Annotated in this window: 19 protein-coding genes; 13 read left to right on the forward strand and 6 right to left on the reverse strand. The window is 66.8% G+C overall.

The features are described 5' to 3' along the window. The 4 genes from ASD87_RS08165 to ASD87_RS08180 all read left to right on the forward strand — a co-directional run bounded on the left by ASD87_RS08165 (nucleotide 1) and on the right by ASD87_RS08180 (nucleotide 5161). Nucleotides 1–696 (forward strand): response regulator, encoded by a 696-nt coding sequence (locus ASD87_RS08165; protein ID WP_056319719.1) that lies wholly within the window; start codon nucleotides 1–3, stop codon nucleotides 694–696. Next, nucleotides 693–2072 (forward strand): Trk system potassium transporter TrkA, encoded by a 1380-nt coding sequence (gene trkA / locus ASD87_RS08170; protein WP_056319722.1) that lies wholly within the window; start codon nucleotides 693–695, stop codon nucleotides 2070–2072. The genes ASD87_RS08165 and trkA overlap by 4 nt, the downstream gene beginning before the upstream one ends. Nucleotides 2073–2125: 53 nt before the next feature. After that, nucleotides 2126–3595 carry a TrkH family potassium uptake protein gene (locus ASD87_RS08175; RefSeq protein ID WP_056319723.1) on the forward strand — a complete coding sequence of 490 codons (1470 nt, stop codon included), beginning with the start codon at nucleotides 2126–2128 and terminating at the stop codon, nucleotides 3593–3595. Between the two features lie 327 nt (nucleotides 3596–3922). Continuing rightward, complete coding sequence (locus ASD87_RS08180) at nucleotides 3923–5161, forward strand: YbdK family carboxylate-amine ligase (protein WP_056319726.1); 1239 nt, start codon at nucleotides 3923–3925, stop codon at nucleotides 5159–5161. 25 nt (nucleotides 5162–5186) lie between these two features. On the opposite strand, the gene ASD87_RS08185 is transcribed toward ASD87_RS08180, so the two are convergent. After that, the gene (locus ASD87_RS08185; RefSeq protein WP_056319728.1) at nucleotides 5187–6122 is read right to left on the reverse strand and encodes a methyltransferase domain-containing protein; all 936 of its coding nucleotides are present in this window, start codon (nucleotides 6120–6122) and stop codon (nucleotides 5187–5189) included. An 89-nt stretch (nucleotides 6123–6211) separates the two neighbouring features. Here ASD87_RS08185 and ASD87_RS08190 point away from each other — a divergent pair, with 89 nt between their 5' ends. Next, on the forward strand, nucleotides 6212–6946 hold the full coding sequence (locus ASD87_RS08190; RefSeq protein ID WP_369818514.1) for a ComF family protein: 735 nt from the start codon (nucleotides 6212–6214) through the stop codon (nucleotides 6944–6946). A gap of 180 nt (nucleotides 6947–7126) precedes the next feature. Further along, a complete protein-coding gene (locus ASD87_RS08195; RefSeq protein WP_056319784.1) occupies nucleotides 7127–7597 on the forward strand; it encodes a tRNA (cytidine(34)-2'-O)-methyltransferase in 471 nt (156 codons plus the stop codon). A 21-nt stretch (nucleotides 7598–7618) separates the two neighbouring features. Here ASD87_RS08195 and ASD87_RS08200 read toward each other — a convergent pair whose 3' ends face one another. From ASD87_RS08200 to ASD87_RS08220, 5 genes are all read right to left on the reverse strand, one after another. Next, a complete protein-coding gene (locus tag ASD87_RS08200; protein ID WP_056319730.1) occupies nucleotides 7619–8611 on the reverse strand; it encodes a tripartite tricarboxylate transporter substrate binding protein in 993 nt (330 codons plus the stop codon). 65 nt (nucleotides 8612–8676) lie between these two features. Then, nucleotides 8677–9744, reverse strand: a complete 1068-nt coding sequence (locus tag ASD87_RS08205; protein ID WP_056319731.1) for an NAD(P)H-dependent glycerol-3-phosphate dehydrogenase — start codon at nucleotides 9742–9744, stop codon at nucleotides 8677–8679. Nucleotides 9745–9761: 17 nt separating this feature from the next. Beyond that, the gene (gene secB / locus ASD87_RS08210; protein WP_056319734.1) at nucleotides 9762–10298 is read right to left on the reverse strand and encodes a protein-export chaperone SecB; all 537 of its coding nucleotides are present in this window, start codon (nucleotides 10296–10298) and stop codon (nucleotides 9762–9764) included. Nucleotides 10299–10335: 37 nt separating this feature from the next. Continuing rightward, nucleotides 10336–10593: a glutaredoxin 3 gene (gene grxC / locus ASD87_RS08215; RefSeq protein WP_056319736.1), complete on the reverse strand. Its 258-nt coding sequence runs from the start codon at nucleotides 10591–10593 to the stop codon at nucleotides 10336–10338. 52 nt (nucleotides 10594–10645) lie between these two features. Then, nucleotides 10646–11068, reverse strand: coding sequence for a rhodanese-like domain-containing protein (locus ASD87_RS08220; protein ID WP_056319739.1), 423 nt, complete (start codon nucleotides 11066–11068; stop codon nucleotides 10646–10648). A 214-nt stretch (nucleotides 11069–11282) separates the two neighbouring features. Between ASD87_RS08220 and gpmA the strand changes: the two genes are divergently transcribed. The 7 genes from gpmA to ASD87_RS08255 all read left to right on the forward strand — a co-directional run bounded on the left by gpmA (nucleotide 11283) and on the right by ASD87_RS08255 (nucleotide 19572). Beyond that, nucleotides 11283–12035, forward strand: coding sequence for a 2,3-diphosphoglycerate-dependent phosphoglycerate mutase (gene gpmA / locus ASD87_RS08225; protein WP_056319742.1), 753 nt, complete (start codon nucleotides 11283–11285; stop codon nucleotides 12033–12035). Between the two features lie 7 nt (nucleotides 12036–12042). Then, nucleotides 12043–13644: a murein hydrolase activator EnvC gene (locus ASD87_RS08230; RefSeq protein ID WP_056319744.1), complete on the forward strand. Its 1602-nt coding sequence runs from the start codon at nucleotides 12043–12045 to the stop codon at nucleotides 13642–13644. Between the two features lie 136 nt (nucleotides 13645–13780). Beyond that, nucleotides 13781–15226 (forward strand): S41 family peptidase, encoded by a 1446-nt coding sequence (locus ASD87_RS08235; protein ID WP_056319746.1) that lies wholly within the window; start codon nucleotides 13781–13783, stop codon nucleotides 15224–15226. Next, nucleotides 15223–15981 carry a molybdopterin-synthase adenylyltransferase MoeB gene (locus ASD87_RS08240; protein WP_056319748.1) on the forward strand — a complete coding sequence of 253 codons (759 nt, stop codon included), beginning with the start codon at nucleotides 15223–15225 and terminating at the stop codon, nucleotides 15979–15981. Before ASD87_RS08235 ends, ASD87_RS08240 begins: the two co-directional genes overlap by 4 nt. Before the next feature lie 116 nt (nucleotides 15982–16097). After that, a complete protein-coding gene (locus ASD87_RS08245) occupies nucleotides 16098–17276 on the forward strand; it encodes a diguanylate cyclase (RefSeq protein WP_227741320.1) in 1179 nt (392 codons plus the stop codon). Between the two features lie 167 nt (nucleotides 17277–17443). After that, nucleotides 17444–18163: a FadR/GntR family transcriptional regulator gene (locus ASD87_RS08250; RefSeq protein WP_056319752.1), complete on the forward strand. Its 720-nt coding sequence runs from the start codon at nucleotides 17444–17446 to the stop codon at nucleotides 18161–18163. Then, nucleotides 18160–19572 carry an FAD-binding oxidoreductase gene (locus tag ASD87_RS08255; protein ID WP_056319755.1) on the forward strand — a complete coding sequence of 471 codons (1413 nt, stop codon included), beginning with the start codon at nucleotides 18160–18162 and terminating at the stop codon, nucleotides 19570–19572. Before ASD87_RS08250 ends, ASD87_RS08255 begins: the two co-directional genes overlap by 4 nt. Nucleotides 19573–19706 lie beyond the last annotated feature (134 nt).

Below are 19706 nucleotides of genomic sequence, written 5' to 3' on the forward strand. Positions count from 1 at the left end.
ATGGCCAGAATTCTGGTGGTTGACGACGAAGTCGGTATACGCGAGCTTTTGTCGGAAATCCTTTACGACGAGGGACACACGGTCGAGCTGGCCGAAAACGCGGCGCAAGCGCGCGCTGCCCGTCTTCGCATGCGTCCCGATCTGGTGTTGCTGGACATCTGGATGCCGGACACCGACGGTGTCAGCCTGCTCAAGGAGTGGGGCTCGCAAGGCTTGCTGGACATGCCTGTCATCATGATGAGCGGCCACGCCACCATCGACACGGCAGTCGAAGCCACGCGCATCGGCGCCATGGATTTCCTGGAAAAGCCCATCACGCTGCAGCGTCTGCTCAAGACCGTTGCCGCGGGTCTGGCACGGGGCCGCTTGCCGCATCCGGCGCCTGCCGCCGCCAATCCGGCGGTCGCCAGCCCGGTGGTCGCGCTGGAAGACGAACTCGATCCGCCGGCCGCGCTGGCTGCGGTGTCCGTGAACGATGCGCCGGCCACCTCCAACGGCCAGCTTGGCAGCATCTCGCTGGACCAGCCGCTGCGCGAGGCGCGCGACGAGTTCGAGCGCATCTACTTCGAATATCACCTGGTCAGGGAAAGCCACAGCATGACGCGCGTGTCCGAACGCACCGGGCTGGAACGCACCCACCTCTACCGCAAGCTCAAGCAATTGGGCATCGAGTCCGCGCGCAAGCGCAGCACATGAAGATCCTCATCATGGGCGCTGGTCGCGTAGGCACCAGCGTGGCGGAAAACCTGGTGTCCGAGCAAAACGACATCACGGTCATCGATTCCGCCCCCGCCCAGCTGCAATACCTGCAAGAACACTTTGACCTGCGTGTCGTCCTGGGAGACGGCTCGCAGGTGTCGGTGCTTGAAAACGCCGGCGCCGCCGATACCGATCTTTTCATCGCCTGTGCGGCGTCCGACGCCGCCAACATGGTCGCGTGCAAGATTGCGCGCCAGCTCTTCAACATTCCCCGCCGCATCGCCCGCATCCGCTCGGCTGAGTTCCCCGAACATCCCGAACTCATGAGCGAAGAAGGCTTCTGCATCGACGCGCTCATCAGCCCCGAACGCAGCGTCACCACCTACCTGCACAGCCTGATCGAATTTCCCGAGGCCTTGCAGGTCGTGGAATTTGCGGAAGGGCGCGTCAGCGTCGTGACGGTCCGGGTGGGGCATGGCAGCCCGATGGCGCATTCGTCCGTCGACAAGCTGCGCGACGTCTGGCCGGACGTGAAGGCGCGCGTGATCGACGTGCTGCGCGGCGGGCGTCCCCTGCGCGCGGGCAGCGGCACCGTCATCGCGCCGGGCGACGAAGTCGTGCTGGTCGTGGATTCGGACCATGCCCGCCGCGCCGTGCGCAAGCTGCGAGACGCCGAGCGGGCCGTGCGCCGCGTGATGATCGCGGGCGGCGGCAATATCGGCCTGCGGCTCGCGCGCCAGCTCGCCGAAGAAAAGTACAGCGTGCGCATCATCGAGCACGACCTCAAGCGCTGCGAGTACCTGGCGACCCAACTGCCGGACAGCGTGCTGGTCCTGCATGGCAGCGGCACCGATGAGGCGCTGCTCGAGCGCGAAAACATCGAGGACATGGACACCTGGCTGGCGCTGACCAGCGACGACGAGGACAACATCATGTCATCGTTGCTGGCCAAGCGGCTGGGCGCACGCAAGGTGATCGCGCTGATCAACCGGCAGGCGTACGGCGAACTGATGCAGGGCAGCCATATCGACATCGCGGTGTCGCCGTCGCAAGCCACCATGAGCGAGCTTCTGCGCCATGTGCGCCGTGGCGACGTGGTCGCCGTGCACCGGCTGCGCCAGGGCGTGGCGGAGGCCCTGGAGGCCATTGCCCACGGCGACCGCTCCACATCCAAGGTGGTGGGCCGCGCGGTGGGCAAGATCAGCCTGCCCAAGGGCGCCAGCATCGGTGCGCTGGTGCGCGGCGAAGAAATCATCCTGCCCGACGCCGATACCGTCATCGAAACCGACGACCACGTCATCGTCTTCGTGCCCTCGCGCCAGCAGATGCCGCGCGTGGAAAAGCTGTTCCAGGTCTCGGCGTCCTTCTTCTGATGCGCTGCCCCTCTCACTCCTTGCGTGGGCCGCGCGCGGCCGGATAAGCCTTCATGAAGCGCGTTCTGGCCACCCTGTACATCCTGGGCCTCACCATGGTGATGTTCGCCCTCACCATGCTGATCCCGCTGTTCATCGCCCATGTGGGGGCGGACGGGGCCCGCGACGCGTTCCGCGACGGGTTTCTCATTTCGGTGGGCATTGGCGGCGGCCTGGCCGCGCTGACCCGGCGCAACCGCAGTGAATTGCGGGCGCGCGACGGCTTCGTGCTGGTGTCGGCGGTGTGGGCGGGCCTGCCTCTGCTGGCGGCCATTCCGCTCCTGCTGTATTTCCATGGCGCGGGTCTGCCCTTGTCCTTCACCGGGGCCTATTTCGAGGCGATGTCCGGGCTGACCACGACGGGCGCCACGGTCCTGACCAACCTGGACACCTTGCCGCCGTCGATCAACCTGTGGCGCGCCACGCTGATCTGGATCGGCGGCATGGGCATCCTGGTGCTGGCCGTCGCCATTCTTCCCCTGCTGGGCGTGGGCGGCCATCAGGTGGTCCGGGCGGAAACCCCGGGTCCGATGAAGGACGAGCGGCTGACGCCGCGCATCGCCAGCACGGCCAAGGCGCTGTACGCGGTGTACTTCGTGTTTTCGATTCTCTGTTTCCTGGCGTACCGGCTGGCCGGCCTGTCCTGGTTCGAGGCCTGGTGCCACATGGCCACCACCATGGGGCTGGGGGGCTTTTCCACCTGGGACGACGGGTTCGCGCACTTTGACTCCGTGGCGGTCGAAATGGTGGCGATGGTGTTCATGCTGATCGCCGGGATCAACTTCGCGACGCACTTCAACGCCTTCCGCCAGCGCAGCCCGCGCGCCTATTGGCGCTGCCCGGAGGCCATCCCGTACCTGGTCGTGGTGCTGGGAGTGGGCGTGATCATCTCGGTGTACCTGTTCATCAAGGACGTCTACACGGATCCCCTGGAGGCGCTGCGCTACGGGATGTTCAACACCATCTCCATGGCCACCACCACGGGCTATGCCAACACGGACTTTGCGCAGTGGCCGCTGTTTGCGCCGCTGACGATGCTGCTGCTGTCGGGTTTTGCGACCTCGGCCGGGTCGACGGGGGGCGGGATCAAGATGATTCGCGCCATCCTGCTGATCAAGCAGGCCCGCAACGAGCTGGTGACCATGCTGCACCCGCATGCCGTCAGTCCGGTCCGGATCAACGGCAGGGCGGTGGAGACCCGGACCATGTCGTCTGTCCTGGCCTTCATGCTGTTCTACGGCCTGTCGATCGCCGTGTTCACCAGCCTGCTGCTGCTCTCGGGCCTGGACCCCATCACGGCGTTCTCCGCGGTGTTTGCCAGCGTGAACAACACGGGGCCGGGGCTGGGGCCCGTGGGTCCGATGGGCTCGTTCGCCGTGCTGTCGGACTTCCAGATCTGGGTCTGCACCTTTGCCATGCTGATCGGCCGCCTGGAGCTCTTGACCGTGCTGGTCCTGTTCACGCCAATCTTCTGGCGCAAATAGCCGCCGTCCGGCGTCAATTTGATAAGGGATAACCCTAATCAGGGTTATCCCACCCCCCCTCAGAATCCCCGTCAATACTGGCTTTCGGCTGCTGGCGCGCTGGCGACCCGCGCCAATCCTATGCTGTGAGCGCTTGCTTACTTTTCTTCAGAGGGCAAAACCGGATGATTCGCGATGTTGCACACAAATGTCACGATTTTCAATCGTTTTGCCACAAAGCTGCGGCTATCATGCGTTCACAAGCCGCCGTCTAGCGCCCCCCGGGAAGTTGCCGGGCTTCAAGGTCGAACGGCGCATACCCTCATCAAACATTCAAAGGAGTCCGAGATGGAACAAATCCCGTTCATTTCGTCGGCCCCCAACACCCTGGGCATCGAACTCGAGCTGCAACTGATCGACCCCCGCAGTTTTGACCTTGCTGCAGCCTCTGACGAACTGTTGGCCCAGATGGCCAACCATCCTATTGCCGACCGCGTCAAACCCGAAATCACGCGGTCCATGATCGAACTGAACTCCTCGGTGCACGAGCACCCCATGGGCCTTCTGGCCGAAATGCGCGAGATGCGCGACGCCCTGGTTGAAGCGGCCGACGCGGTGGGCGTGTCGGTGGCGGGCGGCGGCGCCCATCCCTTCATGCGCTGGCAGGAACGCTCCATCTCGGATACCCCGCGCTTCCAGTACCTGGCCGAAATGTACGGTTACCTGGCGCGTCAATTTACGGTTTTCGGCCAGCACATCCATCTGGGCGTGAAGAGCGGAGACGATTCCATCAAGCTTTTGCGCCGCCTGTCGCCCTACGTGCCGCATTTCATCGCGCTGTCGGCGTCGTCCCCCTACTGCGAGGGGGTGGATACTCTGTTCTCGTGCTCGCGCCTGAACGCGGTCAACAGCTTCCCGCTGGCCGGCCACATGCCCGCCGAGGTCAAGGACTGGTACCAGTTCGAGGCCCATCTGTCGCAACTGCGCGCCTTCGGCCTGGCCGAAAGCATCAAGGACCTGTACTGGGATATCCGTCCCAAGCCCGAGTACGGCACGGTCGAGATCCGCGTTTGCGACACGCCGCTGACCGTGGAACGCGCCTGCCAGGTGGCGGCGTTTGCCCAGGTGCTGGCGGTGCTGCTGATGCGCGAGGAAGATCCCAGCGACAACGCGTGGCTGTCCTACCGCAGCAACCATTTCCAGGCCTGCCGTTTTGGCCTGCAGGGCAGCTACGTGACGCCGGAAGGGCAACGCGTGCGCCTGATCGACCATCTGCGTGCGCTGTTCCAGCGCATGATGCCGGTGGCCGAGGAACTGGGCACGGGCGACATGATCGCCGCCTTGCGCGACGATGCCATGCGTGCCGGCAACGATGCCCGCTGGCTGCGTAGCCAGTATCACCGCCTGCGCGACCTGCCGCTGATGGTGGAGGCCATGTCCAATGCCTGGCGCGGCACGGCGGCCCCCGTCGCGCCGCCGGCGGAGCCCACTGCGGTGCTGCGCCGCCGGATCCGGGCGACGTCCGAGCCCATGCAGAGCCTGGCCGCGTCCGAGCCCGGCGTCATCGTGCCCGAACGGCTGCACTAGAAGTGCCAGCGGCGGGGCCCCCGTGTCAGGGGGCGCCGCGGTGCCGGCCCCCGATCGCGCTGACGGACAGGCGGGTTTCTCCGGCCACGGTCCGATGCGCGGCGGCGCGCCAGGCGTGACCGTACGCCACCTCGATGCTCAGCACGATAAGCCCATCGGCATTGCGCTGCGCTTCCAGCGCGGCGCACAGGCGGTCGCGCCAATCCCGTCCCACCAGCCCGCCGCGGCGGCCTTCGGCCGGGTTTCCGCCCAGGGCGCGCACGTCCTGCAGCAGCTTTTCCGGGCTGCGATAGGTCAGGGTCAGGATTTCCTGGTCCATGACCGGATCTGCAAAGCCGTTCTCCACCAGCAGGTCGCCGAAATCGTGCATGTCCACGAAGGACGGCGTGGCGGTGCGCAGGCCCGCGTCGGCCACCGCCTGACGCAGTTCGCGCAGGGTGGCCGGGCCCAGACAGGAAAACATCGCCAGGCCGCCCACTTTCAGGATGCGGCGCCACTCGGCCAGCACGGCGTGCGGTTCGCGGTGCCAGTGCATGGCCATGTTCGACCACACCAGTTCCAGCGATTCGGGCGGCAGGCCCGTGTTTGCCAGATCCGCATTGACGAACGCGGGGGCGGCGGGGCCGCGGCGCGCCAGCTTGCCGATCCAGGCCGACAGGCCGCCCGGCGCGTGGCGCTTGCGCGCTTGGCTGAGCAGCGGCTCACAGTTGTCCAGGCCGGTATAGGCGGCATCCGGGTAGCGCTCGCGCAGCAGCGGCAGGTTGTCGCCGGCGCCGCAGCCCGCGTCCAGCAAGGCTTGGGGCTGCACGCGGATGTACTGCAGGCGGCCGAGCATGCGGCGCGCCACCTCGCCATAAAGGAATTGGGCGTCAGCCAGGTCGCCGCGGCGCGCGAATTGGCGCGGCACGTCGGCGCTGACGAGGGGCAGGGAGGGGGGCGTTGCGGTTTCTGGCAGGGACATTTCGGTCGCGCCCGCGGGATCGCCCGGGGCGGAGCATGGTTTGATCTGGGATGGCACACATTATTGCGCATCCCGGCCACAGGCTCCGATTGCCCCTACTGGACATGGGGCGACGGCTGCTGTCGCGCGTGGGCGGCGATTGCCCGTTATGCGGCGCCCGGGTCGCGGGGGCGCGGCTGTGCGCCGGCTGCCAGGCCGACATCCTGGCGGGGCCGCCGGGCCCATCGGCCAGATGCCCGCAGTGCGCGCTTCGCCTCAAAGGCGGCGGGCAGCATTGCGCGGCCTGCCTGGCGGCGCCGCGCCCATTCAGCCGGACCGTCGCGGCCCTTGACTACGCGCCGCCCGGCGACACGCTGATCCTGATGCTCAAGACGCAGTTGCGGCTCAGCATGGCGCCGGTGCTGGCGCGGTTGATGGCGCAGGCGTTTAAGGCGGCGGACGGGGCAGCCAGTCCGGGCGCGGGCGCCTGGCCTGCCGATCTGCTCCTGGTCCCCATCCCGGCCAGCCGCGCGTCGCTGCGCCAGCGCGGCATGAACCCGGCGGCCGAGATCGCGCGCAGCCTGGCGGCCGAACTGTCGCTGCCCGCGCCACGCCTTGTTCTGGCGCGGCGGCGCGAGACGGCCCGGCAGGCCACGCTGGACCGGCGCGCCAGGCAGCGCGGGGCCGCGGGTCTTTTCACCTGCACCGGCACCGTTCTTGGCCGGCATGTGGCGGTGGTGGACGACGTGATGACCACCGGCAGCACCGCTGGGGCCGCCGCGGCGGCCCTGATGGCGGCGGGCGCGGCCAGCGTCACGGTGCTGGTCGCCGCGCGCACGCCATGACGCTGGATTGCCGGCGTACGTCGGGGCCAGAGCGGCATGCAAAGCGACAGTCAACGCATCGGCCGGCGTCCAGGCCCGGCCGCCGGGATGGCCCGCTGCGCGCCGGCCCCTCCTGTCAAATCGGCGACAATCACGCCTGCGGCCGCTTCCGGCCGCGCGCCTTTTTATCTTCCCTGCACCATGTTCCACGTCATTCTTGTCTGCCCGGAGATCCCGCCCAACACGGGCAACGCCATTCGCCTGTGCGCCAATACCGGCGCGCAGCTGCATCTGGTGCGGCCGTTGGGGTTTGAACTGGATGACGCCCGCATGCGGCGGGCCGGGTTGGACTATCACGAGTGGCAACCCGTGCGCGTGCATGACACGCTGCGCGAGGCGCTGGAAGATACCGGCGCGGCCGCGTCCAGCATCTATGCGCTGACCACGCACGCGCAGCGCAGCGTGGCCGACGTCAGTTTCAAGCCGGGGGATGTGTTCGTGTTTGGCCGCGAAAGCGCCGGCCTGTCCGACGAGCACCAGGCGATGTTTCCGCCGCAGCAGCGGCTGCGGCTGCCGATGCGCGCCGGCCAGCGCAGCCTGAACCTGTCGAATGCCGTGGCGGTCACGGTGTTCGAAGCCTGGCGCCAGCAGGGCTACGAAGGCGGCGCATAGCGCCACCTTCGGCCGGGAAGCTCAGTCCAGCGACAGCTTGAGCTTGTCGATCACCTGGTCCCAACGCGCCTTTTCATTCTTGATGCGGGCGGTCAGGGCTTCCGGGGTGGACGGGGCGGGCGTGAAGTATTGCAGCGCAAGCTGCTTGCGCACGGCGTCGCTATTGATGATGCGCGCCAGTTCGCTATTGAGCCGTTCGACGATCGGCGTGGGCGTGCCGGCCGGCGCCAGGATCGCATTCCACGAGATGGCTTCGAAATCCGGATAGCCTTGCGAGGCCATGGTCGGCACGCCGGGCAGGGCGTCGCTGGGCTGCAGGCTGGTCACGGCCAGCAGCTTGACCTTGCCGTCGCGCGCCTGCGGCACGGCGATCGCCGGCACCATGAAGCCCGCCTGCACGTCGCCGCCGATGATGGCGGTGATGACCTGGGGAAAGCCGGAATACGGAATGTGCGCCAGGTCCACGCCCGCGCTTTCCTTGAACATCTCCATGGCCAGGTGGGCCGAGCTGCCCGGGCCGACCGACCCGTAGTTCAGCGAATTGCCGCGGCCTTTGACCAGCTTGACGAAGTCCTGGACGTTGTCGACCTTCAGGCTGCCCGGCACCACCAGCACGTTGGGGCTGGTGCCCACCAGCGACACCGGCTCCAGATCGGTCAGGGGGTCGTAGCCCAGCGTCTTCTTGTACAGGGTGGGGGCGGTGACCAGCGGGCCGTTGATCGTGTAGAGCAGCGTGTAGCCGTCGGGCTTGGCCTGCGCCACCATGCGCGTGCCGATGTTGCCGCCCGCGCCCGGCTTGTTGTCGATGACGATGGGCTGACCCAGGGCCTGGGAAAGCGGCTCGGAAATCGTGCGCGCCAGGATGTCGGGAGACGAGCCCGGCGGGAAGGGCACCACCATGTGGATCGGGCGCTCAGGCCAGTCGGCATGGGCGGCAAAGGGCACGATGGCGGCCAGGCTCAGGCAAAGGCCACGCAGCAGCGGGCCGACCCGGAACTTGCGGGTTTGCGTCATGAAGGATGTCTCCTCGGGGTGGGTGTCGTGTGTTGTTGTCGGAGCGGAATGGACAGAGGCGCGGTCTAGGCGGCGCCGAAGGCCTCGCCGGAGCCGGACCCTTCGTAACGCGCATCCCGCGCCAGCAGGGCCGAGACGGCCGTCATGGGCGCCACGCCTTCGAACAGCACGGCGCACACGGCTTCGGTTATGGGCAATTCGACATTGATGGCGCGGGCGCGTTCCAGCGCGGCGCGGGCGCAGCGCACGCCCTCGGCGGTGATGCCGCTGGCCAGGATGTCGGCCAGCTTGCGGCCGGCGCCGATCTCCAGGCCCACGCGCCGGTTGCGCGATAGCTCGCCCGTGGCGGTCAGCACCAGATCGCCCAGGCCGGTCAGCCCGGCGAAGGTTTCGGCCTGCGCGCCCAGCGCGACGCCAAAACGGGTCATCTCGGCCAGGCCGCGGGTAATCAGGGCCGCGCGGGCATTGGTGCCCAGCGCAAGGCCGTCGCAGATGCCGCAGGCAACCGCGATCACGTTCTTTAGTGCGCCGCCCACCTCGACGCCGACCAGGTCGGTGCTGGCGTAGACCCGCAGCGCCGCGCCATGGAACGCCGCGGTCGTGACCTCGCGCAGCGCGGGGCTGCTGCTGGCGACCGTCAGCGCGACGGGCAGGCCTTGCGCGACTTCTCGGGCGAACGAGGGGCCTGACAAGGCGCCGCCCGTTGCGCCGGGCAGGGCCTCGCGCATGATTTCGTGGGGCAGCCTGGCCGTGTCGGCTTCAAAGCCCTTGCACGTCCAGACGATGGGAGTGTCCTGCAGGCCCAGGGCGGGCAGCCGTTGCGACAGCGCCTCGCAGATGGACATGAGACCCGCGACGGGCACGCCCAGCACGATCAGGGGGCGCGCGGCGTCGTCCTGCAAGGTGCGCAGCGTGGCGTCCAGATCGGCGGAAAACTGCAGCGTCCTGGGCAGGGAAATGCCCGCCAGATAGCGGGCATTTTCGTGGGTGGCGGCCATGGCGGCCGCTTGCGCGGCTTCGCGCGCCCAGAGCTGGGTGGGGTGGCGGCGGCTGGCGGCCGCCGCCAGCGCGGTGCCCCAACTGCCCGCACCCAGGACGGCGACGCGCAGGCGCGGCTCGGCGGGTTGGTTCATGGGGCGCCGCGGGGTGCTTACTGGCGGGTCGCGCCGGGGGGCAGGATGATGCCCGAGTCGCCGCCGCTACCATTGGCGGCGCCAGCCTGCTGCTGTTGCAGTTCGGCGATGCGCTGTTCGTACAGGGCCTGGAAGTTGACTTCTGTCAGGTGCAGCGGGGGCATCGAGGTGCGGGTGATCGCGTCGGCGATGTTGGCGCGCAGGTACGGGTAGAGCATCGTGGGGCAGACAATGCCCAGCAGCGGATCGAGCTGTTCCTCGGGGATGTTGGCCGCTTCGAAGATGCCGGCTTGCGTGCCTTCGACCAGGTACACGACCTTGTCGTTGATGCGCGTGGTGACGGTGACGGTGACCGTGGTTTCGAACACGGTTTCGGCCAGGCGCTGACCGCCCACGGTGATGCTCACCTCGACCTGGGGTGCTTCCTGCTCCAGGAACACGTGAGGCGCGTTAGGCATTTCCAGCGAAAGGTCTTTCAGGTAGACGCGCTGCAGATTGAACGAGGGCGCGTCGTTGCCGCCTTCTTGCTGGGAGTTTTGGTCTTGATCAGCCATGAGTGTTTCCGTTGGTGGGAGAGGCAAAAAGGGGCGATTAGCCGTTCAGCAAGGGGGTGAGTCCACCCGAGCGGTCCAGGGCCATCAGGTCGTCGCAACCGCCGACATGGGTATCGCCGATGAAGATCTGCGGGACGGTGCGCCGGCCGGTGCGTTCGATCATGACATCGCGCTGGGACGGTTCCCGGTCGATCTGGATGATTTCCAGGTCGGTCACGCCGCGCTGCTCGAGCAGCGACTTGGCGCGGGCGCAATAAGGGCAATAGTCCTTGCTGTACATGACGACTTTGTTCATAGGGCGCTCCTGTGGGTACAAGAATAGGTAGATGGGGGCGAGTCCGCCCGCTTCAACCCTTCTGGGTGACCGGCAGGCTGGCGGCGGACCACGCGCGCATGCCGCCTTCCAGCGGCACGACGTCGGTAAAGCCCTGAGCGCGCAGCTTGGCGGCGGCGCGGGCCGAATCGCGGCCATTGTCGCAAACCACCACGAGCGGCTTGTTCTTGGGCAGCGAGCTGGCCTTCTGCTCGATGTCGGCTGCCGGCACGTTTCGTGCCTGGGCGATGTGGCCGGCCTGGAATTGCTCGGCAGGGCGCACGTCGACCCACACGGCATTGCGCTGGTTGACCATCTGGATGGCTTCATTCGTGCTGATGGCAGATCCGGTACGGCCCTTGCGCAGGGCCGGAATGATCAGCATCACGCCGGACACCACGGCGACGGCGACAATGAAAATGTTGTTTTTATCGAGCAAGAATTGCAAAAGGTCCACGAAGGCTTCCTGTAGTACGTCGGCTGGCGCTACGCCGGCTTGCATGTCGGCAAGTCCGCCGGCCAGCCGGGTAGGGGCGAACCCTGATGCATCGCGTCCAGGACATGGACGCGGTGCGCCGGGGCAGAATCACGGGCAAAATCACTCAATTATAAAATGAGCCCATTCCTTAACCATCCTCCAACTTTAACCCGCGCTGCGGGCGCCCCAAACCATGCACAAACTCGTACTGATGCGCCACGGTGAAAGCCAGTGGAATCTTGAAAACCGTTTCACCGGCTGGACCGACGTCGACCTGACCGACACGGGCCGCGAACAGGCCCGCAAGGCGGGCGAACTGCTCAAGAAGGAAGGCTTCGCCTTCGACCTGGCCTACACCTCCGTGCTCAAGCGCGCCATCCGCACCCTGTGGATCGCGCTGGACGCCATGGACGCCATGTACACCCCGGTCGGCGTGAACTGGCGCCTGAACGAGCGCCACTACGGCGCCCTGCAAGGCCTGAACAAGTCCGAAACGGCCGCCAAGTACGGCGACGAGCAGGTGCTGATCTGGCGCCGCGCTTACGCCATCGCCCCGGAACCGTTGTCCCTGGACGACGAACGCCACCCGCGTTTCGACAGCCGCTACGCCAAGATTCCGGCCGACCAGCTGCCCGCCACCGAGTGCCTGAAGGACACCGTGGCCCGCGTGCTGCCGTTCTGGAACGAATCGATCGCCCCGGCCATCCGTTCCGGCCGCAAGGTGCTGATCGCCGCCCACGGCAACAGCCTGCGCGCCCTGATCAAGCATCTGGATAACGTGTCGGACGACGACATCGTCAACCTGAACATTCCGACCGGCCAGCCGCTCGTCTATGAACTGGATGATGACCTGCGCCCGATCCGCCACTATTATCTGGGCGATGCCGCCGAGATCGAGGCGGCCATGGCTGCGGTTGCAGCCCAGGGCAAGGCCAAGAAGGACTGATATCTCTATGCGTCGCACGGCGGGGTTGTTGTTGGCGGTCATGTTGGCCAGTGGGACGCTGCCTGCGCGCGCCGCGCCCAGCGACCTTGCCGGGCGTCAGTCCGATGCCGAGAAACAGCAGGCCGCCTTGCGCGACCGCATCGAGAGCCTGCAAAAGGAAATCGACGACCGCGAGGCCGCCCGCAAAGAGGCGGCCGACGCGCTCAAGCAGTCGGAATCGTCCATTTCCCGGATCAACCTGCGCCTGAAGGAACTGGCCGAGGCCAACCGCAAGGCGACGGCCGATCTCGCGTCGCTGGAAAAGCAGATCGCCGCGCAGGAGGCCGTGCTGGCCAAGCGCCGCGTCGAACTGGCCGACCAGCTGCGCACCCAATACACCAGTGGCCTGTCGCCCTGGACGGCGCTGCTCTCCGGCGATGATCCCCAGGTGCTGGGCCGCAATCTGGGCTATCTGGACTACGTGTCCCGCGCCCGGGCCGACGCTGTCAAAGCCTTGCGGGCCGACATCGATCGCCTGGCGGCGTTGCAAGCCCGCGCGGATGAACGCCGCGCCGAAATCGAAAAGGGGGTCGCCGAGACCTCCGAACAGAAAACCGCGCTGGTCGCGCAGCAAAAAGAGCGCGCCAGCCTGCTGGCCCAGCTGGAAGGGCAGATCGCAGCCCAGCGCGCCGAGGCCAACAAGCTCGGACGTGACGACCAGCGCCTGTCGCGGCTCATCACCGATCTGGACGCGGCGATTGCCAAGCAGATCGAGGAAGCGCGCAAGGCGGAAGAGGCGCGCAAGCGCGCCGAGGAAGTCCGCCGGGCCGAGGAGGCGCGGCGTGCGGCCGAGGAAGCCCGCCGCGTGGCCGAAGAAACCAAGAAGCGCGCCGAGGCCGAACGCCGCGCGCAGGACGCCCGCCGCAAGGCCGAGGCCGACCGCAAGGTTGCCGAGGACGGCGCCCGCCGCGACAACGAAGCCCGCGAGGCCGCCCAGGCGCGCGAACAGGTCGAGGCGGCCGCCCGCCAGAATCGGGGCCCGGTGGCCGTGGCCGACCCGGATGCCGCCGGATTGCGTCCCGCCGAGCAGCGCCAGACCCGCATTGGCGGCCCTGCCGATACGCCGGCGCAAACAAAGCCTGCCGAACCGCCCAAAAAGACGGAACCGATTGACGAGCCCGCCACTCCAACGCGCAGTGCATCGGCTCAGCAGACCGCAAAGGCGCCGCCCGTGGGCGGCGGCAGTGGTCTGCGGCACGGGCTGACCATGCCGGTGCGCGGCCAGGTGCAGGGCAGGTTCGGGGTGGATCGCCCGGACGGAGGCGTATGGCGGGGCGTGGTGCTGCGCGCGCCAGAAGGGACGCCCGTCAAGGTGGTGGCCCCCGGTACTGTGGTTTACGCCGATTGGCTGCGCGGCTTTGGCAACCTGATCATTGTGGATCATGGCCAGCAGTACCTGACCGTCTATGCTTACAACCAGAGCCTGCTCAAACGGGTGGGCGATCCGGTGGCTGGCGGCGATACTATTGCAACCGTCGGCGCGACCGGCGGCCAAGTGGAATCCGGCCTATACTTTGAAATTCGCCATCGTGGCGCTCCAGTGGACCCGGCCCAATGGCTGGCGCAGTAGATGTAGGTCGGCCGGTCGTGCACTGGTTTGCTGGGATGCGATCGGCGCAGATGCTGTCGGTAAATGAATGTCGTTGGAAAAATACCGTTGGTAAATTACCAAACCCATCGGCGAAAACAAAATTCGGGAAGTGTGCATGGGCACTCGTAAGTTTCGCGGTTTCGGTCTGATTGCCATCGGTGCGGTGGCTGGCGTGTTGCTCAGTGTTGGCGTGACTGCGGTCGCCCAGCGCGGCAGCCCCCTGCCTCTGGACGAGCTCAGGCAACTGAGCAATGTGTTTGCCGCCATCAAGAACAACTACGTCGAGGCCGTCGACGACAAGACCCTGATCGACAATGCCATCTCCGGCATGGTGTCGAACCTGGATCCCCACTCCGCCTATCTGGATGCCGACGCGTTCCGCGAGATGCAGACCGCGACGCAAGGCGAGTTCGGCGGCCTGGGCATCGAGGTCGGCGCCGAAGACGGCTTCGTGAAGGTCATTTCGCCCATCGAAGACACGCCCGCCGCCCGCGCGGGCGTCATGGCTGGCGACCTCATCATCAAGATCGACGACACGCCCACCAAGGGCATGACCCTGAACGACGCGGTCAAGCTCATGCGCGGCGCGCCCAAGTCGCCCATCACCCTGACGATCATGCGCGCCGACCGGCCGCAGCCGATCGTCGTGAAGATCGTGCGCGACATCATCAAGGTGCGCAGCGTGCGCAGCAAGATGCTGGACAACGGCATCGCCTACGTGCGCGTCGCCCAGTTCCAGGAAAAGACCGGCGCCGATCTCGCCCGCCAGCTCAAGGAGCTGGGCGCGAAGGAACCGCCCAAGGGCCTCGTGCTGGACCTGCGCAATGACCCGGGTGGCCTGTTGACCAGCGCCATTGGCGTGTCCGGCGCGTTCCTGCCGCCCGATGCGCTCATCGTGTCCACGGACGGCCGCACCCCGGACGCCCGCCACAAGTACCTGGCCACGCCGTCGGAATACGCTCGCGGCGAAAGCAACTACCTGTCCGGCCTGCCGGCCTGGACCAAGACGGTCCCGATGGTGGTGCTGGTGAACGTGGGCTCGGCCTCGGCATCCGAAATCGTGGCCGGCGCGCTGCAGGACCACAAGCGCGCCAAGGTGCTGGGCAACCGCACGTTCGGCAAGGGCTCGGTGCAGGTGATCCTGCCGCTGTCCGAATCCACCGCGGTCAAGCTCACCACGTCGCGCTACTTCACGCCCAGCGGCCGCTCCATCCAGGCGACCGGCATCGAACCGGACTACGTCGTTGCCGACACGGCCGACGGCGACCTGTTCCGCCTGCCGCGTGAGGCCGACCTGCAACGTCACCTGTCGAACCAGCAGACCACCAACGAGGTCAAGTCCAGCGCCGACCAGGACAACGTGGAACTGCCGGCCAAGGTGTTTGAATTCGGCGGCAAGGACGACTTCCAGCTTCAGCAGGCGCTGAACCTGCTGGCGGGCAAGCCGGTGCAGAAGGGCTCGGCCCGCGCCCAGGCCAAGGCTGACGCCAAGGCCGGCGGCGGGACGCCCCAGCGCATGAAGATCACGCCGACCGGAGTCGAGCCCAGCAAGGACAAATGAACGACGAGCAACTGCTGCGCTACGCCCGCCACATCCTGCTGGACGAACTCGGGATCGAAGGGCAGGAAAAACTGCTGGCGGCGCGTGTGCTCATCGTGGGGGCGGGCGGATTGGGTTCGCCCGCCGCGCTCTACCTGGCCACCGCTGGCGTGGGCGATATCACGCTGGCCGACGACGACGTCGTCGAACTGAGCAATCTGCAACGCCAGATCCTGCACACAACCGCCAGCGTCGGCCGTCCCAAGGCCGAGTCCGGCCGCGACATGCTGGGCGCCTTCAATCCGCAGACCCGCGTTCATGCCCGGGTCGAGCGCTTGAAGGACCAGGCCCTGTCCGACGCGGTCGCCCAGGCGGACCTGGTGCTGGACTGCACCGACAACTTCACCACCCGTCACGCCATCAATCGCGCCTGCGTGCAGCATCGCAAGCCGCTGGTTTCCGGCGCCGCGATCCGCTTTGACGGCCAGGTCAGTGTCTACGACCTGCGCGACGACAACGCACCGTGCTATCACTGCCTGTTTCCCGAAGCCGACGACGTCGAGGAAGCCAACTGCGCCACCATGGGCGTGTTCGCGCCGGTGGTCGGCATCATCGGCAGCATGCAGGCCGCCGAAGCCCTGAAGCTGCTGTCCGGCGTGGGCGAAAGCCTGTCCGGACGCCTGCTCTGGCTGGACGTGCGCACCATGCAATGGCGCAGCGTCAACGTGCAGCGCGACCCGGAATGCACGGTTTGCGGGCACCGCGCGCACGGGTAAAGACCGCCCGTATTGCACCCAAGGACAATACTAAAGGTTTCAAATACCTGCTATAACGCCAGCCAGCCTACTGAATTCGGGTAGATGGTCATGGATATGACGGCGTGGATACAGGATTGAAGTTCAGCTTGCCCAAGTGGCGGCTGACGCGTTGGCTGACGCATTCCGGGCATGACACGCCTGCGGACATCCGCGCGGCGCTCATTGCCAGTCTGTTCGGCACGCTCCCCATTTTTGCCGGCGGGGTCATCAACACCCTGATGATCTCGGGCGTCGTCGCGTGGCGCCGGCCCGAACCGCTGTACGTCTCGTGGCTGATCCTGGAGATCGTGCTCGCGCTGGTGCGCGTCACGATTCTGCGCGCCGCCCTGCGGGCGGCCCCCAAGGGCGGCAACACCTATACCGATCTGTACATCCTGCTGGCGCTGCTCTGGGCGTTCAGCGTGGGCTATGGCGTGTTCGTCACCTTGCTGAATGGGGACTGGCTGGCGGCGACGCTGGCCGGCGTGTCGTGCGGCGCCATGGCGGGCGGGATCTGCTTTCGCAACTACGGCGCGCCCCGGCTGGTGGGCGCCATGATCTTCCTGAGCCTGGGCCCCATGTGCCTGGGCGCCCTGTTCACGGGCGAATGGGTGATGGCGATCGTCTTCATCCAGATCCCGTTTTATCTCATCAGCATGGTCATCGCCTCGCACCGGCTCAACCGGATTCTGGTGTCCACCATGCTGGCCGAACGCGACAGCGACCGGCGCGCCAGCGAAGACGCGCTGACCGGCCTGGCCAACCGCGCCGGCCTGCTGGCGGCGCTGGAGCGTGTGTGTTCCAGCGCGCGCGGCCATGACAGCGCCGCCGCGCTGCTGTACATGGACATGGACGATTTCAAGCGGATCAACGACACCCACGGACACGCCGGGGGCGACCAGGTGCTCAAGACCATCGCGGAGCGCATGCGGGCCATGCTGCGGGTGGACGACGTGGCCGCGCGAATCGGCGGTGACGAATTCATCGTCCTGGTCACCGGCATCGACGCCACGGCCGCGCTGCGGCTGGGCGAGCATCTGCTGCGCGACGTCTCGCAGCCCATCACGCTGGCCGACGGCAACCGGGTCTGCGTGGGGTTGTCCATCGGCATCTCGATCATGTCGGGCGCCAACCGCACCCCGCAAGGCGCGCTGGATTCCGCCGACGCGGCGCTGTACCGGGCCAAGGCGCAGGGCGGCCGCTGCTGCGTGGTCGACCAAGGCCAAGTCATCGCCGAAAGCGAAGGCCTGCAAAGCGCGTCGGTCGCCGCTTGAAGCGACAGCGCTCGCCCGCCGCGGGCGTGCGGGGCCGAATCTATCCAAATCTGGACGCCGTTCACTGATTTTCGCTCTTCACCACCCCGGCGTACGGACCGAATGACGGGCGCTCTGAAACAATTAAAGTTATCAGATAACCTGAAAAATTTGCCTATAATCCGCTCATGTTGACCAAGAGCCTCACCCTTACCGAGCAGGTCGCCCGCCAGCTTGCCAGCGAGATCGCCGACGGCATCCACGCCGTCGGCGCCAAGCTGCCGTCCGGCCGTGTGCTGGCCGAGCAGTACGGCGTCAGCGCCGCCGTCATCCGCGAAGCCACGGAACGCCTGCGCGCGCAGGGCCTGATCCAGAGCCGGCAGGGGTCGGGCAGCACGGTCGTCTCGCGCACGGGCGCACAGGGCTTTCAGGTGTCCACCGGCATTGCGGTCGACCGCGACAAGCTCGCCAATGTCTACGAACTGCGCATGGAACTGGAAGGCGGCGCGGCCGCGCTGGCTGCGGTTCGCAGCACGGCGTCGGACCTGGACGCCATGGCATCGGCCCTCGCCTCGCTTCAAGCCCATCTGGACCACCCCGAGGCGGGCGTCGAACACGACATCGCCTTTCACGTCGCCATCGCGACGGCCACGCACAACAGCTACTACCAGGACCTGCTGCAATACCTGAACCTGCAGCTGCGCCTGGCCGTCAGCACCGCCCGGTCAAACAGCCGCCTGCAGGAAGGCCTGACCGCCGCCGTGCACCAGGAACACGTCGCCGTGTTCGAGGCCATCCGCGCGCGCGATCCGGACCGCGCCCGCCAGGCCGCCATCCGCCACCTGCAGCAAGCCGCCGGCCGCCTGCAACTCGATCTTCTCTTTCCCGCTGCATCCCACATCTCATGAGCGCAACCGACTTTTCTAAACGGCTGGTCCAGGCTTTGGGCCCCGATACCGTGTTCACCGACTCGGCGGACATCGCCCCGTGGCTGTCCGACTGGCGCGGCCTGTATAACGGCCAGGCCCAAGCCGTCGTGCGCCCGCGCACGACAGCCGAGGTCGCCACATGCCTTGCCCTGTGCCAGGAAGCCGGCGTGCCGGTCGTGCCGCGCGGCGGCAACACCGGCCTGTGCGGCGGCGCCACGCCCGACGGCGGCGCCAACAACGTCGTCATCAGCCTGGACCGCATGAACGCGGTGCGCGCCATCGACACCGTCGCCAACACCATGGTTGCCGAGGCCGGCGCCATTCTGGGCAACCTGCGCCGCGCGGCCCAGGACGCCGGCCGCCTGCTGCCGCTCAGCCTGGCTGCGGAAGACTCCAGCCAGATCGGCGGCAACGTCGCCACCAATGCCGGCGGCGTGAACGTGGTGCGCTACGGCATGGCCCGCGAACTGGTCCTCGGCCTTGAAGCGGTGCTGCCCACCGGCGAAATCTTTCACGGCCTGCGCACCCTGCGCAAGGACAACACCGGCTACGACCTCAAGCAACTGCTCATCGGGTCGGAAGGCACGCTCGGCATCATCACCGCCGTCGCGCTGCGCCTGTACCCGCGCACCGACGTGCGCTCCGTCGTGCTGGCCGCCGTCGAATCCCCGGCGCAGGCGCTGCAACTGTTCGAGATCCTGTTCGAACAATGCGGCGCACGCCTGCAAGCCTTCGAATTCTTCACCGGCGATTGCCTGGACCTGGTGCTGACGCACGCCGAGGGCGTGCAGGAACCCTTCGAACAACGCTACCCGGCCTACGTGCTGGTGGAACTGGCCGACACCACCGACGAGGGCGCGCTCAACACGCTGCTCGAAAACGTCATTGGCACGGCGCTTGAACGCGGCCTGTGCCTGGACGCCGCGGTCTCGGCGTCACTGGCCCAATTGCAGACGCTGTGGAAGCTGCGCGAGGAAATCTCCGAAGCCCAACGCGCCGACGGCCCCCACCTGAAGCACGACGTGTCGCTGCCGATCGAGCGCATCCCCGACTTCATGCAGTCGGCCGAAGCGCGCGTACGTGCCCTGTACCCCGACATCCGCCCGTTCATCTTCGGCCACTTCGGCGACGGCAACCTGCACTACAACCTGTCCCGCCCGGCAGGCGCAGACCGCAACTGGGTCGCGGAGCATGGGGCGGCGATCACGGATGCGGTGTTGGATGAAGTGAATCGCTATGGGGGAAGTATTTCTGCTGAGCACGGAATTGGACAGCTCAAGCGTGAGCATTTCCTGCATAGCAAGGATGCTGTGGAGTTACGGTTGATGCGGGAGATCAAGAAGGTGATGGATCCTGCGGGGATTATGAATCCTGGGAAGTTGTTGTAGGCGTTGGTTTAGATCTTCATAGTTGCAGCGGATCTGGGAGTGTCCGGATTTTTGTGTGCAGGCCTATGATGGTTTTCAAGGAGACCGACCATGGCACGCACCCCGAAGTCCGCGAAGCAGTCCAGCAAGCCGGC

Origin of the sequence: Achromobacter sp. Root170, from assembly GCF_001428165.1 — a bacterium.
Lineage (GTDB): Bacteria > Pseudomonadota > Gammaproteobacteria > Burkholderiales > Burkholderiaceae_B > Achromobacter > Achromobacter mucicolens.

Bases quoted from the DNA above. Each gene is read 5' to 3' on its own strand.
- ASD87_RS08165 (WP_056319719.1), top strand. From the start codon at position 1: ATGGCCAGAATTCTGGTGGTTGACGACGAAGTCGGTATACGCGAGCTT.
- trkA (WP_056319722.1), top strand. From the start codon at position 693: ATGAAGATCCTCATCATGGGCGCTGGTCGCGTAGGCACCAGCGTGGCG.
- ASD87_RS08175 (WP_056319723.1), top strand. From the start codon at position 2,126: ATGAAGCGCGTTCTGGCCACCCTGTACATCCTGGGCCTCACCATGGTG.
- ASD87_RS08180 (WP_056319726.1), top strand. From the start codon at position 3,923: ATGGAACAAATCCCGTTCATTTCGTCGGCCCCCAACACCCTGGGCATC.
- ASD87_RS08185 (WP_056319728.1), bottom strand. From the start codon at position 6,122: ATGTCCCTGCCAGAAACCGCAACGCCCCCCTCCCTGCCCCTCGTCAGC.
- ASD87_RS08195 (WP_056319784.1), top strand. From the start codon at position 7,127: ATGTTCCACGTCATTCTTGTCTGCCCGGAGATCCCGCCCAACACGGGC.
- ASD87_RS08200 (WP_056319730.1), bottom strand. From the start codon at position 8,611: ATGACGCAAACCCGCAAGTTCCGGGTCGGCCCGCTGCTGCGTGGCCTT.
- ASD87_RS08205 (WP_056319731.1), bottom strand. From the start codon at position 9,744: ATGAACCAACCCGCCGAGCCGCGCCTGCGCGTCGCCGTCCTGGGTGCG.
- secB (WP_056319734.1), bottom strand. From the start codon at position 10,298: ATGGCTGATCAAGACCAAAACTCCCAGCAAGAAGGCGGCAACGACGCG.
- grxC (WP_056319736.1), bottom strand. From the start codon at position 10,593: ATGAACAAAGTCGTCATGTACAGCAAGGACTATTGCCCTTATTGCGCC.
- gpmA (WP_056319742.1), top strand. From the start codon at position 11,283: ATGCACAAACTCGTACTGATGCGCCACGGTGAAAGCCAGTGGAATCTT.
- ASD87_RS08230 (WP_056319744.1), top strand. From the start codon at position 12,043: ATGCGTCGCACGGCGGGGTTGTTGTTGGCGGTCATGTTGGCCAGTGGG.
- ASD87_RS08235 (WP_056319746.1), top strand. From the start codon at position 13,781: ATGGGCACTCGTAAGTTTCGCGGTTTCGGTCTGATTGCCATCGGTGCG.
- ASD87_RS08240 (WP_056319748.1), top strand. From the start codon at position 15,223: ATGAACGACGAGCAACTGCTGCGCTACGCCCGCCACATCCTGCTGGAC.
- ASD87_RS08250 (WP_056319752.1), top strand. From the start codon at position 17,444: ATGTTGACCAAGAGCCTCACCCTTACCGAGCAGGTCGCCCGCCAGCTT.
- ASD87_RS08255 (WP_056319755.1), top strand. From the start codon at position 18,160: ATGAGCGCAACCGACTTTTCTAAACGGCTGGTCCAGGCTTTGGGCCCC.